General features: G+C 61.3%; 13 protein-coding genes. 2 read left to right on the top strand and 11 right to left on the bottom strand.

The window, feature by feature from the left end; translation table 11 throughout:
• Positions 1–185: 185 nt before the first annotated feature.
• Positions 186–815, top strand: a complete 630-nt coding sequence (locus AC0V2S_RS09350) for a type II secretion system protein N (RefSeq protein ID WP_475509488.1) — start codon at positions 186–188, stop codon at positions 813–815.
• 67 nt (positions 816–882) lie between these two features.
• Positions 883–2,778 carry a type II secretion system secretin GspD gene (gene gspD, locus AC0V2S_RS09345; RefSeq protein WP_475509582.1) on the top strand — a complete coding sequence of 632 codons (1,896 nt, stop codon included), beginning with the start codon at positions 883–885 and terminating at the stop codon, positions 2,776–2,778.
• A gap of 102 nt (positions 2,779–2,880) precedes the next feature.
• Here the strand turns inward: gspD and AC0V2S_RS09340 are convergent, their stop codons facing one another.
• The 11 genes from AC0V2S_RS09340 to AC0V2S_RS09290 form a co-directional block, all read right to left on the bottom strand.
• Positions 2,881–3,654, bottom strand: a complete 774-nt coding sequence (locus AC0V2S_RS09340; protein ID WP_475509581.1) for an SDR family oxidoreductase — start codon at positions 3,652–3,654, stop codon at positions 2,881–2,883.
• Positions 3,654–4,865, bottom strand: coding sequence for an O-succinylhomoserine sulfhydrylase (locus tag AC0V2S_RS09335; protein WP_475509487.1), 1,212 nt, complete (start codon positions 4,863–4,865; stop codon positions 3,654–3,656). The genes AC0V2S_RS09340 and AC0V2S_RS09335 overlap by 1 nt, the downstream gene beginning before the upstream one ends.
• Positions 4,866–4,943: 78 nt before the next feature.
• Complete coding sequence (gene purF, locus AC0V2S_RS09330) at positions 4,944–6,449, bottom strand: amidophosphoribosyltransferase (protein WP_475509486.1); 1,506 nt, start codon at positions 6,447–6,449, stop codon at positions 4,944–4,946.
• A gap of 170 nt (positions 6,450–6,619) precedes the next feature.
• Complete coding sequence (locus tag AC0V2S_RS09325; RefSeq protein ID WP_475509485.1) at positions 6,620–7,171, bottom strand: CvpA family protein; 552 nt, start codon at positions 7,169–7,171, stop codon at positions 6,620–6,622.
• Positions 7,172–7,349: 178 nt separating this feature from the next.
• Positions 7,350–7,979 (bottom strand): SPOR domain-containing protein, encoded by a 630-nt coding sequence (locus AC0V2S_RS09320; protein WP_475509484.1) that lies wholly within the window; start codon positions 7,977–7,979, stop codon positions 7,350–7,352.
• Positions 7,963–9,270: a bifunctional tetrahydrofolate synthase/dihydrofolate synthase gene (gene folC, locus AC0V2S_RS09315; RefSeq protein ID WP_475509483.1), complete on the bottom strand. Its 1,308-nt coding sequence runs from the start codon at positions 9,268–9,270 to the stop codon at positions 7,963–7,965. Before folC ends, AC0V2S_RS09320 begins: the two co-directional genes overlap by 17 nt.
• Entirely contained in the window at positions 9,267–10,157 is an 891-nt protein-coding gene (gene accD, locus AC0V2S_RS09310; protein ID WP_475509482.1) for an acetyl-CoA carboxylase, carboxyltransferase subunit beta, read from the bottom strand. The genes folC and accD overlap by 4 nt, the downstream gene beginning before the upstream one ends.
• Positions 10,158–10,388: 231 nt before the next feature.
• Positions 10,389–11,009 (bottom strand): phosphoribosylanthranilate isomerase, encoded by a 621-nt coding sequence (locus AC0V2S_RS09305; RefSeq protein ID WP_475509481.1) that lies wholly within the window; start codon positions 11,007–11,009, stop codon positions 10,389–10,391.
• A gap of 55 nt (positions 11,010–11,064) precedes the next feature.
• Positions 11,065–11,886 (bottom strand): tRNA pseudouridine(38-40) synthase TruA, encoded by an 822-nt coding sequence (gene truA, locus AC0V2S_RS09300; RefSeq protein WP_475509580.1) that lies wholly within the window; start codon positions 11,884–11,886, stop codon positions 11,065–11,067.
• A gap of 36 nt (positions 11,887–11,922) precedes the next feature.
• A complete protein-coding gene (locus AC0V2S_RS09295) occupies positions 11,923–14,874 on the bottom strand; it encodes a motility hub landmark protein FimV (RefSeq protein WP_475509480.1) in 2,952 nt (983 codons plus the stop codon).
• Between the two features lie 168 nt (positions 14,875–15,042).
• Entirely contained in the window at positions 15,043–16,053 is a 1,011-nt protein-coding gene (locus tag AC0V2S_RS09290; protein WP_475509479.1) for an aspartate-semialdehyde dehydrogenase, read from the bottom strand.
• Positions 16,054–16,073: the final 20 nt, after the last annotated feature.

The following is a 16,073-nucleotide window of genomic DNA, read 5'->3' as shown; positions in this document are numbered from 1 at the left end:
CTGCCGAATGAACACGTCGCCCCGCCTACAACAAACAGAATAGGACTACGGCGCGAAGTGGATGCGTAAAAACACTTGGCTGCTCTATGATCGGCCGCCAGTTAATTTGACAGTAGCGAGTAATTTCATTGTCCGTCCCTGAAACTCTACGCAGGCTGCTTCACAACGCCCCTACCGTGCTGGGCGTGTTGTTGATCCTGCTGATCAGCCTGAGTTTCGCGACACAAACCATCGATTGGTTACAGCTCAACCGCACCCAGGCTACGGTGCAAAGCAGTGAAACCAGCGAGCTGGCCAATGAGCCGGCGCTCGATAGCATTCAAACCCTGTTCGGCCCTGCCCGTGTTACCCAAGACTCCGCGCCACCGGCCACCAATCTGCGCCTGACATTGCGCGGCAGTTTTGTGCACAACGATGCGGGGCGCTCCAGCGCCATCGTCCAACGCGAGGGCAACAAGCCGCAGCGCTATGCCATTGGGACCGAAATCGACAAGGGCATCCGCCTGCACGCGGTGTACCGCGACCGAGTGGAAATCGAACGTAATGGCCGCCTGGAGACGCTGATGTTCAGCAAACACAGAGGCGTACAAGGCGGCTCACAACCCAGTAACGACAACGCGGTGGACCAACTCTCCACCCTGCAGCAGCAAGACGAGGAACAAGTACGCGAGCGCATGGAAGCACTGCGCCAACAGATGGAAAACGCTGGCGGGCAAACCGAGCAGAACGCGGAGCCAATCAATGAGCCCGAGCCGCCGGCAGCGCCGCAGTCAAACGAACCTATTCCTATCGAACCGCCTACGGAAAGCGACTAAACCGATGCCACTCACCCTTTCACGCCTGACCATTGCCCTGCTGACCTGCAGCCTTCTCGGCTTCAGCATGGCGGCCACCGCGGCGATCACTCCGGCGACCACCAGCGCTGGGGAAAATCAGCAGCAGGACCAGGAACGCTGGACGATCAACCTAAAGGACGCCGACATCGGTGAGTTCGTCGACCAGATCGCCGATATCACTGGCGAAACCTTTGTGGTCGACCCACGAGTGAAAGGCCAGGTGAATGTGATTTCCAAGGCACCGCTGAACCTCAGCGAGATCTATCAGCTGTTTCTCTCAGTAATGGCCACCCACGGCTTCAGCGTAATCACACAAGGCGATCAGGCGCGCATCGTGCCCAACGCAGAAGCCAAGGCCGACGCCGATGGCGGCCGCGCCGCACCGGACCGTTTGGAAACCCGTTTGATTCAGGTGCAACACGGCAACGTGGCTGAGCTGATTCCGTTGATTCGTCCGTTGATTCCGCAATATGGGCACTTGGCGGCAGTGACGTCGGCCAACGCGCTGATCATCAGCGACCGCAGCGCCAACATTGCCCGCATTGAAGACCTGATCCACCAACTGGACCAGAAGAGCGACAACGATTACAGCGTGGTCAACCTGCAATACGCCTGGGTAACCGATGCCGCCGAAGCACTCAACGCCAGCCTGGGCCGGGGCCAGGCCAAAGGGACCGCCGGCGCCCAGGTGATTGCCGACACGCGCACCAACCGCCTGATTTTGCTGGGCCCGCCGGCAGCCCGTGCGCGCCTTATCGGCCTGGCCAAGTCCATCGACACGCCCAGCACCCGCTCCGCCAACACCCGCGTGATTCGCCTGCGCCACAACGACGCCAAGGCTCTGGCTACCGTGCTCGGCGAGATTACCGAAGGCCTCAAAAACCCGGCTGGCGGCGCTCCCGAAGCAGGCGGCGGTAAACCACAGACCATTCTGATTCGCGCCGACGAAAGCCTGAACGCCCTGGTGTTGCTGGCCGACCCGGACACCGTGGCGATGCTGGAAGACATCGTGCATCAACTCGACGTGCCCCGCGCCCAAGTGATGGTCGAGGCGGCCATTGTCGAGATTTCTGGCGATATCACCGACGCCCTGGGCGTGCAGTGGGCCGTGGATGCACGCGGCAGCACCGGCGGCCTGGGTGGGGTCAACTTCGGCAACACCGGGCTTTCCGTGGGCTCGGTGTTGAACGCCATTCAGAACGAAACGGTGCCGGAAACGCTGCCCGACGGCGCCATCATCGGCGTCGGCACCAAGAACTTCGGTGCGCTGATTACCGCGCTGTCGGCCAACAGCAAAAGCAACCTGCTGTCCACGCCAAGCCTGCTGACCCTGGATAACCAGAAGGCCGAAATTCTGGTAGGCCAGAACGTACCCTTCCAGACCGGCTCCTACACCACCGCCACCGACGGCGCGAGTAACCCGTTTACCACCATCGAACGCAAAGATATCGGCGTCACCCTCAAGGTCACCCCGCATATCAACGACGGCGCGTCACTGCGCTTGGAAATCGAGCAGGAAATTTCCTCGATTGCACCCAGCGCTACGCTGTCGGCCCAGGCCGTGGATTTGATCACCAACAAGCGCTCGATCAAAAGCACCATTCTGGCCGAAGACGGCCAGGTGATTGTGCTGGGTGGGCTGATTCAGGATGACGTCACCATGACCGACTCCAAGGTGCCGCTGCTCGGCGATATTCCCTGGCTGGGCCGCCTGTTCCGCTCCACCAAGGAAGCCCATACCAAGCGCAACCTGATGGTGTTTCTCAAGCCCAGCGTGATTCGTGACAGTGCCGGTTTGGCGGCGCTGTCCGGCAAGAAATACAGAGACATTCGCGTACTCGGCGACGGCGCCGACAACGCACGGCCAAGCATCCTGCCGCCGAAGCCGGGGCAGTTGTTTGATGGTCAGGGGGATTCGGCTATCGATCTGCGGCCGCAATAAAAAAGCATCGAACATCAAAAACTCGAGGCTGAAGCCTCTCCCACAAGGGACGGTGTTTCTCTGTGGGAGAGGCTTCAGCCTCGATGCTTTTGCAGCGGAGAATTACGCGTAAATCATCTTGCGGGTCATGCCGCCGTCTACGACAAACTCCTGGCCGGTCACAAACCCGGCACTCGCCGACAGCAGCCACGCCACCTGCGCCGCCACATCTTCCACGCCGCCTACTCGCCCTACCGGGTGCTGATCGTGATCGGCATCGCTGAGGGGCGCTGCACGGCGCTCTGAAGGGTCCCGGGCATCGATCCAGCCAGGGCTTACGGCGTTTACGCGAATATCCGGGCCAAGGCTGACGGCAAGCGCATGGGTCAACGCCAACAACCCGCCTTTACTCGCCGAATAGGCTTCGGTGTCAGGTTCGGCCTGATGCGCACGCGTAGAGGTGATATTGATGATGGCGCCGTAATGCGCGCGCAGATAAGGCGCGCAATGTTTGGCAAGCAGCAACGGACCGGTGAGATTCACCGCCATCACCCGATTCCAGTGCGCCAGGTCGAGGCTATCCAATGGCGGGTTATGCGGGTCGGCAATGGCGGCGTTATTGATCAGCGCGTCCAGCCGGCCAAACTGGCCCAGCACGTTGGCAACGCCCTCCACCACCTGACTTTCCTGGCTCACATCCATGGCCACGAACCAGGCATTGTCGCCGAGCACCTTGGCCACTGTGGCGCCGCGCTCACGCTCGGTGTCCGCGAGCACCACTTGCCAGCCCTCGGCGATCAGCCAGGCGGCAATGCCCAGGCCAATGCCGCGCGCGGCGCCGGTAACCAGCGCCACCTTGCCGTTGCTGGCTAGTGGGCGCTCTACCTCAAGTTCTATCACAGCGCTGCGAGACCACGCGCCAGGTCGTTCTGCAGGTCCTGCACGTCTTCCAGACCGACCGCGACGCGGATCAGGCTGTCACGAATGCCGGCGGCTGCACGCTCTTCCGGGCTCAGGCGCCCGTGGGACGTAGTGCTCGGGTGGGTGATGGTGGATTTACTATCGCCCAGGTTGGCGGTGATCGACAGCAAACGGGTGGCGTCGATAAAGCGCCAGGCGCCCTCTTTGCCGCCCTTCACTTCAAAGCTCACCACCGCGCCGAAGGCACGTTGCTGACGCTTGGCCAACTCGTGCTGCGGGTGGCTCGGTAAGCCGGCGTAGTGCACTTTCTCGATGCCCGGCTGCTGCTCCAGCCACTCGGCCAACTGCTGCGCGCTGGCGCAGTGGGCTTGCATACGGATACGCAGGGTTTCCAAGCCTTTGAGGAAAATCCAGGCGTTGAACGGGCTGAGGGTCGGGCCCACGGTCCGTACGAAGCCGACGATTTCCGCCATCAATTTCGCGCTGCCGGCCACTACGCCGCCCAGGCAACGGCCTTGACCGTCGATAAACTTGGTCGCCGAATGCACGACGACGTCGGCACCCAACGCCAGCGGCTTTTGCAGCACCGGGGTGCAGAAGCAGTTGTCGACCACCAGTTTGGCGCCGTGGGCGTGGGCCACTTCGGCGAGCGCAGCGATGTCCACCAACTCGGCCAGCGGGTTGGACGGCGACTCGACGAAGAACATCTTGGTGTTCGGCTTGCAGGCTTCGCCCCAGCCGGCGACGTTGGACAGCTCGACGTAGTCGACCTGCACACCGAAACGCTTCAGGTATTTTTCGAACAGGCTGATGGTGGAGCCGAACACGCTGCGCGACACCAGTACGTGATCGCCGGCGCTGCAAAAAGCCATGACCACACCCATGATCGCCGACATGCCGGACGCCGTGGCGACCGCCTGCTCAGCGCCTTCCAGGGCGGCCAGGCGCTCTTCGAAGGTACGCACGGTGGGATTGGTGTAACGCGAATAGACGTTGCCCGGCACTTCGCCGGCAAACCGCGCGGCGGCGTCGGCGGCGGTACGGAACACATAGCTGGAGGTGAAGAACATCGCCTCGCCATGTTCGCCTTCGGGGGTACGGTGGTGCCCGGCGCGTACCGCCAGGGTGTCAAAGCCTACGCCTTCGAGGTCACTGTCCAGCCGGCCGGCATCCCATTCCTGCGTCATGCCCTTTCTCCATCAAATTCTGTAGCACTGGAAACATACAGCCCGCCGAAGCGGGCTGTGGTCAGCAAGCATTGCTCATCAATTGTTGTACAGATCGATGATCGCGCTGACTACGTTGGTCTTGAGTTTGGACGAGTCGTTACGCGCCTGCTCGATCCTGTTCAGGTACGCCTCGCTCACATCGCCGGTCACGTACTTGCCGTCGAACACCGCGCAATCAAAATTATCGATCTTGATCTTGCCGCCGCCAACCGCGTCGATCAGGTCGTTGAGGTCCTGATACACCAGCCAGTCGGCGCCGATCAGCTCGGCCACTTCCTCGGTGGTGCGGTTGTGGGCGATCAGCTCGTGGGCACTTGGCATATCGATGCCGTACACGTTCGGGTAACGCACCGCCGGTGCTGCCGAGCAGAAGTAGACATTCTTGGCGCCGGCTTCACGGGCCATCTGAATGATCTGCTTGCAGGTGGTGCCGCGTACGATGGAGTCGTCCACCAGCATCACGTTCTTGCCGCGAAATTCCAGTTCGATGGCGTTGAGCTTCTGGCGTACGGATTTTTTCCGCGCGGCCTGGCCCGGCATGATGAAGGTACGGCCGATGTAGCGGTTCTTCACAAAGCCTTCGCGAAACTTCACGCCCAGGTGGTTAGCCAGTTCCAGTGCCGAAGTGCGGCTGGTGTCCGGAATCGGGATGACCACGTCGATGTCGTGATCCGGGCGCTCGCGCAGAATCTTGTCGGCCAGCTTCTCGCCCATACGCAGACGCGCCTTGTAGACCGAGATGCCGTCCATGATTGAGTCCGGACGCGCCAGGTAGACGTGTTCGAAGATGCACGGCGCGTACTTCGGGTTGGTGGCGCACTGGCGGGTGGAAATCTTGCCTTCTTCGGTGATGTACACCGCTTCGCCCGGGGCCAGGTCGCGAATCAGGGTGAAACCGAGCACGTCCAGCGAGACGCTTTCCGAGGCGATCATGTATTCCACACCTTCGTCGGTGTGACGCTGGCCGAATACGATCGGACGAATGCCGTTGGGGTCGCGGAAACCGACGATGCCGTAGCCGGTCACCATCGCCACCACCGCATAACCACCGCTGCAACGCTTGTGCACGTCAGTGACGGCGGCGAATACGTCGTCTTCGGTGGGCTGCAACTTGCCGCGCACCGCCAGCTCGTGAGCGAACACGTTGAGCAGCACTTCGGAGTCGGAGTTGGTGTTGACGTGGCGCAGGTCAGACTCGTAGATCTCCTTGGCCAGCTGCTCGACGTTGGTCAAGTTGCCGTTGTGGGCCAGGGTGATGCCGTACGGCGAGTTGACGTAGAACGGCTGCGCCTCGGCGGAGGTGGAGCTGCCTGCGGTGGGGTAACGCACGTGGCCGATGCCCATGTGGCCGACCAGGCGCTGCATGTGGCGCTGGTGGAACACATCGCGCACCAGACCGTTGTCTTTGCGCAGAAACAACCGGCCGTCATGGCTGGTCACGATACCGGCAGCGTCCTGGCCGCGATGCTGGAGTACGGTAAGCGCGTCATACAGCGCCTGATTGACGTTCGACTTACCGACTATACCGACGATGCCACACATGCGACCAACCCCTATCGAATGGAAACTACTGCGCTCGGTTATGCTGCGTTGAAAGCAGACTCAAAATGCTCATTGGCTAGAGCCAACTGCGCTTTTTCATCTACTTTCGCCTTGCCTAACCTTCGCTCGCTACGTTTCTTGATACCGCGTTTAAAAGCGTGAACTGCTTCCTACAGTGACTTTGGCTGCAGAACGTCTTTGAACGACAATTCCGCCGGCCCACTCACACCACTGGCCAGCCATTGGCTGGCCAGGGTCAGAATCAGATTTTTGGACCAATCGGCAACAATCAGAAAATGCGGAACCAGCACCGACTGTTGCCACCAGGAATCTTGGGTCACCGGTGCCAAACTCAAGAGGCCGACCAGCAATACCACCAGCAAACCGCCCCGCGCTGCACCAAATACCATGCCCAGCACGCGATCGGTGCCTGATAGTCCGGTAACGCGAACCAGCTCGCCAATAAGAAAATTAAATAGGGCACCCACTAAAAGTGTGGCGACAAACAGAATGGCACAGCCGGCGATAACGCGGGCCGAAGGGGTGTCGATGTAGTCCACCAGGTGCTGGGAAAGCGCGCCGCCGAACATCCAGGCAACGACTCCAGCAATGATCCAGGTCACCAGCGACAGGGCCTCTTTGACGAAGCCGCGTTTCAAGCTGATTAAACTGGAGATCGCGATAACGGCGATGATCGCCCAATCGACCCAGGTAAATGGCACGTTGCAGGCCTACCGACGGAAGAGGCGCGGGATTTTAGCAGAGCGTTCGGCAAGGAGTAAGCCGCGTTTTAGCTAACTCGGATTAATTCATTGCCGGCGGGCTGGAAAGCTTCGCGAGCAAGCTCGCTCCTACGCCGGTTGTAGGAGCGAGCTTGCTCGCGAAGCGTTCGCGGACGTATCAGCCACTTTCCGGCTGAAAGCGCACCACAAACCCTTTGAGCTTCTGCTGCTTGGTCAACTGATCACGCAGGCGATCGGCTTCAGCACGCTCGATCAGCGGCCCGACAAATACCCGGTTCATGCCTTCGGCACTGCGGATATAGGCGTTGTAGCCCTGACTGCGCAGGGTCTTTTGCAGCGTCTCGGCGCTGGCACGACTGGACAGACTGGCCAGCTGGATAGACCAACTGATTGGCAGGCTGTTGGCGTCCAGGCGGCTTGGTGCGGCGGGTGTGGCTGCCTGTGCGCTGGCAACGGGTGGCTTGGTGGCCACCGGTGCAGCAGGTGCCGGCGAGATGGGCATGGTCGGCGCGCTGGCAATCGGCGTGGCAGGCAGCGGCGCTGGCGTGGTGGCGGGCTGATCGGTCGGCACCGGCTCTTCCGGCAGCAACTCCGGCTCAGGCACCGATACCGGCTCCTGCGCCACTTGCGGCATGCCCGGTGCTTGCGGCATCGCCGGCGCATCGACCACTACGTGGCGGGATTCGTCCTGACGCGACAGCAGCATCGGCAAGAAAATGATCGCCAGCGCCAGCAGCACCAACGCGCCCACTATCCGCTGCTTCAGTCCTTTATCCAGCAAAGCCATTCCCCACTTCTCCCATGGCATGGCGGGCCAGCCATTCCAGGGCCTCGGCCACGCAGTAAAAAGATCCAAACAACAGAATTTCGTCGTCTGTCGTCGCGCGTTCCAGCTGTGCTTCCAGCGCTGCGGCGATATCGCCGTAGGCTTCCACGCTGGCGCCGTGGTTCAGCAAGGCGGCCTGCAGCTCGGCAGCAGGTCGTGTACGGGGCGTCGGCAATGGTGCGACAGCCCAACTGGCAACCTGAACCACCAACGGCGCGAGCACGCCAGGCAAGTCCTTGTCGGCCAGCAAACCGAACACCGCCAACCTCCTGCCCGCCACCGGCTGACTCGCCAAACGCTGCGCCAGATACTCGGCGGCATGGGGATTATGCCCAACATCCAGCAGCAGCGTGAGTGCCTTGCCCTGCCAATTTACCGCTCGTCTATCCAGGCGCCCGGTAACGCGGGTGCGTTGCAACGCGGTGACCAACTGGTCAGCCTGCCAAGGCAGGTCAAGCAAGGCATAAGCTTGCAGGGCCAGGGCAGCGTTTTCCATCGGCAGATCGAGCAGTGGCAGATCGTGCAACTGCAGGTGCTCGCCCGCGGTGTTGATGCCGCGCCAATGCCAGCTGTTTTCGCCAAATGCCAAGTCGTAGTCGGGGCCGCGCAGCAGCAACGGGCATGGCAACGCGCGGGCGTTGTCGCGAATCGGGGATGGCGGATTCAGGTCGCCGCAAATAGCCGGAACGCCGGCGCGGAAAATACCGGCTTTTTCGTACGCGACGGACTCGCGTGTATCGCCCAGGTAGTCGGCATGGTCCAGACCGATGCTGGTGATCAGCGCCAAATCGGGGTCGATCAAGTTGACTGTATCCAGCCGCCCGCCCAGGCCGACTTCCAGCACGGCCGCATCCAGGCCGCTGCGCTGGAATAACCAGAACGCGGCCAGTGTGCCGACTTCAAAATAGGTGAGGGATGTTTCGCCGCGCGCCGCTTCAACGGCGGCAAAGGCTTCGCACAGCTCGGCGTCGGTGGCTTCCACCCCGGCGACCTGCACGCGCTCGTTATAGCGCAGCAGGTGCGGCGAGCTGTAGACGCCGACCTTGAGGCCTTGCTCAGCCAGCAGCGAGGCGAGGAAGGCACAGGTCGAGCCCTTACCGTTAGTGCCGGTTACGGTGATGACCTTGGCGGCCGGCCGGCCCAGACCGAGGCGGCTGGCCACCTCGCGGGTACGGTCCAGGCCCATGTCGATGGCCACTGGATGTAGCTGCTCCAGATAGCTCAGCCATTCGGCAAGGTTGCGCTGAATCATGCGCTGATAGGTGTCGGCACAGCGACGGGGGTCGGCAGGTTTTGCATTTGCGCCAGCAGGCGGGCCAAACGTGGACGCAGTTCCTGACGGGAAATGATCATGTCGATGGCACCGTGGGCCAGCAGGAATTCACTGCGCTGGAAGCCTTCTGGCAGTTTCTCGCGCACGGTTTGCTCGATAACGCGCGGGCCGGCAAAGCCGATCAGGGCTTTGGGTTCGGCAACGATCACATCGCCGAGCATGGCCAGGCTGGCCGAGACACCGCCGTATACCGGGTCGGTCAGCACGGAAATAAAGGGCACGCCCTCTTCACGCAGACGGGCCAGCACGGCGGAGGTCTTGGCCATCTGCATCAGCGAGATCAGTGCTTCCTGCATACGCGCACCGCCGGAAGCAGCGAAGCACACCAGAGGGCAGCGTTCTTTCAGGGCGACGTTGGCGGCCTGCACAAAACGCTCACCGACGATGGCGCCCATCGAGCCGCCCATAAAGGCAAATTCGAAAGCACAGGCCACGATCGGCATTTCTTGCAGGGTGCCGCGCATGGCGATGAGTGCGTCTTTCTCGCCGGTCTGCTTTTGCGCAGCGGTCAGGCGGTCTTTGTATTTTTTGCCGTCACGGAATTTCAGACGGTCTACCGGCTCCAGGTCGGCGCCGATTTCGCTGCGGCCTTCGCTGTCCAGAAAGATATCCAGACGGGCGCGGGCGTCGATGCGCATGTGGTGGTTGCACTTGGGGCAAACATCCAGGGTCTTTTCCAGTTCGGGGCGGTACAGCACCGCTTCGCAGGACGGGCACTTGTGCCACAAGCCCTCGGGAACGGAGCTCTTTTTCACCTCGGAACGCATGATCGATGGGATCAGCTTATCTACCAGCCAGTTACTCATGCACTCATTCTCCAAAGCTGTTGGCTTGTACAGGCCACGACCTGTCGCAAAGCAAAAATTCAGGGTTGCTACCCGGGTGGCGGCTTGTACGCACCTGCCCCGGACTCGCTACTGCCGTTAACCGCTGTATGGGTTTAACCGCAAGGTTGCTGCGAAGTTCATCTCGCCGCTGCAGCGACAGGCTTATGGACGGCCCGCGATGGCCTGCCGTCACATGCCCGCCCTCGCCCTTCAGGCGCCCTTTACTTCGCGGATAAACGCACGAACCTTTTCCGCACTCTTGATGCCCTTGCTCTGTTCCACGCCGCCGCTTACATCCACAGCGTAGGGTTGCACCTGCTCGATGGCGGCGCGCACGGTCTGCGCGGTCAAACCGCCGGCGAGGATAATGGGCTTGCTCGGCGCTTTCGGAACCAGGCTCCAGTCGAATGCCTCGCCCGTACCGCCCGGCACGCCGGCGACAAAGGTGTCGAGCAGAATGCCTGAAGCCTCAGGATAAAGCGCGATCATCGCCGCCACGTCATCACCGACCTGCACGCGCAGCGCCTTGATATATGGGCGCCCATAGCCGGCACAGTCAGCGGCCGTTTCATCACCATGAAATTGCAGCAGGTCCAGCGGCACCTGTTGCAGCAGCGCACTTAGCTCGGCCCGCGGCATATCCACAAACAAGCCCACGGTGGTCACGAACGGCGGCAGCGCGGCAATAATGGCGCGCGCCTGCTCAGCGGTAACAGCGCGCGGGCTTTTGGCGTAGAACACAAAACCGATGGCGTCAGCGCCCGCCTCGATTGCCACCAGGGCGTCTTCGAGTCGGGTAATGCCACAGATTTTGCTACGAACGACAGACACGGCATGCACCTAAATTGAAAAGCTCAGCGATGGTAGCAAAGGCCGGCAACAGGCGTTAGCCAAGCTCCGGCCACCCGGTAAGGAAATGCGGGCCAATGTAGCGCTCGGGCAAAACGAACTCCGCCGGGTACTCGACCTGCACCAAGTAAAGGCCAAACGGATGCGCCGTCACCCCGCCGGTGCGGCGAATGCGTGATTCCAACACTTCTTTCATCCACTCCACCGGGCGCTCGCCGGCACCGATGGTCATCAGCACGCCGGCGATATTGCGCACCATATGGTGCAAAAAGGCGTTGGCGCGCAGGTCCAGCACAATCATCTTGCCGTGCTGTGTCACCCGCAGGTGATGCATCTTCTTGATCGGCGATTTGGCCTGGCATTGCCCGGCGCGGAAGGCACTAAAGTCATGCTCTCCGACCAGATACTGCGCGGCTTCGCGCATGCGCTCGACATCCAGCGGCCGATGGTTCCAGGTGATCTCTTCACCCAGGTGCGCCGGACGGATCTGGTCGTTATAGATGACATAGCGATAGCGCCGCGCCACAGCTTTGAAGCGCGCGTGGAAATGCGCGGGCATCACCTGGGCCCAGGTAACGCTGATGTCGTGCGGCAGATTGATATTGGCGCCCATCACCCAGGCTTTGAGGCTGCGTTCTGCCTGGGTGTCGAAATGCACCACTTGCCCGCAGGCATGCACACCGGCATCGGTGCGCCCGGCACAATTGAGAATGACCGGTGAATCGGCCACGCGGGACAGGGCTTTTTCCAGCTCTTCCTGAACGGTTGCCACGCCCGAGGCCTGGCGTTGCCAGCCGCGGTAGCGCGAGCCTTTGTATTCCACGCCAAGAGCGATTCTGGAAAAGCCAACGGCGGCCATTTCGGCCGCCGCTGTAGGTGTTGCTTCAGTCATGAATCAGACGATACGGGCGATCAGCTCGCGCGCTTCCTGTTGTTGGGCGTCGGTACCTTCGCTGATCACTTCATCGAGGATATCGCGGGCGCCTTCGGCGTCACCCATGTCGATGTAGGCGCGAGCCAGATCGAGCTTGGTGGCAGTTTCGTCGGTACCGGACAGGAAGTCGAAGTCGTCGTCGGCGTCCAGGCTGGCAGCAGCTGGGCTGCTGGCCGGGGCGATCAGCGAGTCGAAGTCGTCTTCTTCCGGCAGGTCCAGTTTTTCGCTCATCTGATCCAATTCGGCAGTCACTTCATCCAGTTTGGCCGCGAAGGTTTCATTGGATACCGGCGCGCTTGGGGCGTCGTCGGCCAGCGACAGATCAAAGTCGGCCGGCAGTTCGTGCTCGGCATCCAGGCCTGCGTCCAGTTCCGGCGCTGCATCCGGTTCCAGGCTCAGGTCGGCGAAATCGTTGCTGCTGGTGGTGGCGCTGAGGTCATCGTCCAGGCTCAGCAGGAAGTCGTCTTCCTCGCTGGTGGCGGTGGTTTTCGGCTCGTCCAGATCCAGGCTGAAATCGGCCAGGTCGTCGCTCAAGGCCGAGTGGCTGCTTGCCGCGCTCGGGGTGTCGTCCAGGCTCAGATCGAAGTCCAGATCGCTCATGCCGCTGGCGGCTGGCGAAGTGGTCGACGACAGTTCCAGCTCGTCGTCCAGGCTCAGATCACCGAAGTCATTCAGCGAATCGTTGCTGCCGGCGCTCAGGTCGCGGTCCAGTTCGGCTTCGAGGTCGTCGAGGCTCAGGTCCATTTCATCGACCGGGGCAGCGGCTTGCGGCTCGTCCAGGGTCAGGTCGTCGAGGCTGAAGTTGTCCGCATCGTTATCCAGTGCCGAAGCTGCAGCGGCGCCAGCAAAACCGGCGAAGGCCGCAGCGGCCATGCCTGGGTAACGGGATTTCAGTTGCTCGACTTCGCTGTGGGCGCCGCCGATTTCGTTCAGTTCGCGTTCCTGGCGAGCAAAGCCTTCCTGGTCGCCCAGTTCGGCCTGCACTTCCATCAGCTTCAGGCGCAGATCGGCGCGCTGCGGCTCGTTATTGATGGCGTCCTGCAACAGCTCGGCAGCCTGGGTGAAGCGGCCGTAGGCGATGTAGATATCGGCCTCGCCCAGTACGTCGCCGGTTTGCGCGGTAACGCGCTCTTCTTTGGCTGGCAGCGGGGCCAGATCGGCGTCGTCGTCCAGACCGGCAAAGCTGGTGTCCGGAGTGTCCAGGTCGTTGTCGAACGGGCTTGGTTCTTGCGGGTTATTCAGGTCGATGTGCAGCTCGGCTTCTTTCTGCGCATTGCGGCGCGACAGCACCATCAAGCCAATCAGCAGCAGCAACAGCGCGCCGCCGCCGGCCACACCCAACAGCATCGGGTTGGCCATCAGATCGTCGACCAGGCTGGTTTCAGCAACCGGCTCAGGAGTAACGACAGGCGCTGGTTTCGGCTTGGCAGCTTCTGCAGGTTTCGGCGCCGGAGCTGGCGCGGGAGCCGCTTCAGCTGGAGTTTTTGCCGCTTCAGCAGCAGTTTTGTCCGCCGCCTCTTCGCTGTAGTTGTAATCCGGTGCAGCTGGCTTGTCGCCGACTGGCGCTGGCGTTGCAACCGGAGGAGTTGCTTCCGGCGCGATAGCTGGCTTGGCCGGTTCGGTGCTGGCGGCTGGCGGCGTGGCAGGTTTTTCCGCCTTGGCTACGACAGCAGGATTGGCCGGGGCCGGTGTAGCGGCCGGCGCGGCAGCAGCTGGCTGTTTGTCTTTGGCGGCGATATCGGCCTGCAGCTTGGCCATCTGGCTGTCTTTGAGCTGAATCAGGCGATTGAGCTTGTCGAGCTGGCTTTGCAGATCGCCCATACGGCTCTTCAGCTCGTCATTTTCACGGCGAGTGGAGTCCAGGCTTTCCTTGGTGACGGACAGCTTGTCGTTCAGCGCCTTGGTGTCGGCGCCAGTGCCTTTGTCGCCGCCTTTGGTGGCTTTACCGGCATCGCCAGACACCAGTTTCAGGCTGTCTTTGTCGTCGGTTTTGGCAGGGGCATCACCGGCAGTGGCGCGTTTGGTAGCGTCCAGTTGACGGGCACCGCTGGCCGCCAGGCCACGGCCTTCACGCCAGGCGGCGTTTTGCGCAGCAACCTGGGCGATGGCGTCGCTTTGCGAGCGCGATTTGATTTGCTGGTCATCGGGCAGGCGCAGAACCTGGCCGCTTTTCAGGCGGTTGATGTTGCCATCCACGAAGGCATCCGGATTGAGATCCTGAATCGCCAGCATGGCCTGGTGCACCGAACCCGTGGCACGGGTGCGCTGCGCCACTTCCCAGAGGGTGTCTGCGGAGGTGGTTTTGTAAGTGTCGTCAGGCGCTTTGCCAGCCGGCGCTGCGCTTGGCGCAGGGGCAGCTGGACGTGCAGTCGGCGCAACCGGAGCGGGCTCGGCGGCGACTGGCGCCGCAGGGCGTGCGGTTGGCGCTACAGGCGCAGGCTTGATAGCTGGCTTGGGTGCCGGCGCAGCAACGGGCGGTTTAGGCGCAGCAGCGGCAGCGACTTGCGGCGAGTACAGCGGCGGGTCGAGCAGCAAGGTGTATTCACGCAATACGCGGCCGCTCGGCCACAGCACTTCCACCAGGAAGTTCACATAGGGCTCACGCACCGGCTTGGTGGAGGTAACGCGAATAACGCTTTTGCCATTGGGCTTGATGACCGGCGTGAACTTGAGGTCAGTCAGGAAGAACTGACGATCAATGCCTGCCTTATTGAATTCTTCCGGGGATGCCAGATTAGGGATCACCTCGTTAGAAGCCAGATCTCGAACTTCGACCAAGTCGATTTCTGCGTCCAACGGCTGATTCAGCGCCGACTTCAGGGTCACTTCCCCGAGCCCCAACGCGTGCGCCATACCGGACGTCAGCGCCGAAGCAGCCGCGATTGCCAGCACCAGTTTGCGAACCCGAGCCATAGCGATATCCCTTGTTTTATCTTTTCTTCTCGAACTGCGAGAGGGTCTTCATGCAGTTGCTGCCTGTTCCGCCGAATGGCGGCTCCCCAACCAACAACAACTCGGCCCCCGGATGTACCAAGATAGGCCAAGCTAGAATGATTCTTCAAATTTCTAGGTAAGTATCTTTTACAGATAGTGTTTTATCAATAACTCAGCAATTTGCACAGCGTTCAGAGATGCGCCTTTGCGCACATTATCAGACGCAATCCACAAATTGAGTTCGCACAATTCGTCCAATCCAACCCGAACTCGTCCGACATAGATCACATCCTGGCCAACAGCATCCCCGACCACGGTCGGATAATCGCCATCTTCTACCAGTTCAATACTGTCGGCCGCTTCCAATAAGGCATTAACGGCAGCCAGGTCGACGGCTTCGGCGCACTGCACAGAAACACTCAGGCTGTCGCCAAAAAATACCGGCGCCAGTACGCACGTGGCCGACACTTTAAGACTCGGCTGGGCAAGTACCAACTTGAGCTCTTCGACCAGACGTTTTTCCACGCGGCTATAACCGGTGGCGTCCGGCTTGCCCGCCTGGGCCAGTACGTTAAACGCTACTTGGCGATCAAAAAAACGCGGTTCCAGCGGGCGCACATTGAGCAACTCCGCTGTTTGCCGGGCGAGTTCCGACACACCTTCGCGACCGACGCTGGAAATCGCCAGACATGCCGTCGCGGTAACCCGCTGAATGTTCAACACGGCTCGCAGCGGGGCCAGCGCTACTGCCAGGGCAATGGCGCACGGGCTCGGGCTGTTGATCTGGAACGGCGCCTTGAGGGTGGCCAACACATCGGCATTGGCTTCAGGTACCAGCATCGGCGCCTGGTCGGTCGGCAGTGCGCCGGACAAGTCGATCAGATGGCAGCCCGCCGCCTGGGCGCGAGGCGCAAAGCTATGGGTAACCGCTTCAGCCGCCGCAAAGAACACGATCTGCACCTGACTGAAGTCGAACTGCTCCACTTCCCGCACGCGCACATTCTTGCCGCGAAATGGCACCGAGGCGCCGGCCGACTCGATACTGGCCAGCAAATGCAGGGCACCAACGGGGAATTCACGTTCTTCCAGCACTTGCACAAGGGTTTCGCCGACGGTGCCGGTGGCGCCAATGATGGCGATATCGAAGGTCTGGCTCATGCTGTTACCTCTGGAAAACG

Source organism: Pseudomonas sp. CC11G (genome assembly GCF_056174845.1).
This window is presented reverse-complemented; position numbering and strand designations above follow the sequence as displayed.

What these genes read in the sequence shown, in the direction of transcription:
- folC (WP_475509483.1), bottom strand. Translation starts at nt 9,270, where the DNA reads ATGATTCAGCGCAACCTTGCCGAATGGCTGAGCTATCTGGAGCAGCTA.
- purF (WP_475509486.1), bottom strand. Translation starts at nt 6,449, where the DNA reads ATGTGTGGCATCGTCGGTATAGTCGGTAAGTCGAACGTCAATCAGGCG.
- AC0V2S_RS09295 (WP_475509480.1), bottom strand. Translation starts at nt 14,874, where the DNA reads ATGGCTCGGGTTCGCAAACTGGTGCTGGCAATCGCGGCTGCTTCGGCG.
- gspD (WP_475509582.1), top strand. Translation starts at nt 883, where the DNA reads ATGGCGGCCACCGCGGCGATCACTCCGGCGACCACCAGCGCTGGGGAA.
- AC0V2S_RS09335 (WP_475509487.1), bottom strand. Translation starts at nt 4,865, where the DNA reads ATGACGCAGGAATGGGATGCCGGCCGGCTGGACAGTGACCTCGAAGGC.
- accD (WP_475509482.1), bottom strand. Translation starts at nt 10,157, where the DNA reads ATGAGTAACTGGCTGGTAGATAAGCTGATCCCATCGATCATGCGTTCC.
- AC0V2S_RS09320 (WP_475509484.1), bottom strand. Translation starts at nt 7,979, where the DNA reads ATGGCTTTGCTGGATAAAGGACTGAAGCAGCGGATAGTGGGCGCGTTG.
- truA (WP_475509580.1), bottom strand. Translation starts at nt 11,886, where the DNA reads ATGGCCGCCGTTGGCTTTTCCAGAATCGCTCTTGGCGTGGAATACAAA.
- AC0V2S_RS09290 (WP_475509479.1), bottom strand. Translation starts at nt 16,053, where the DNA reads ATGAGCCAGACCTTCGATATCGCCATCATTGGCGCCACCGGCACCGTC.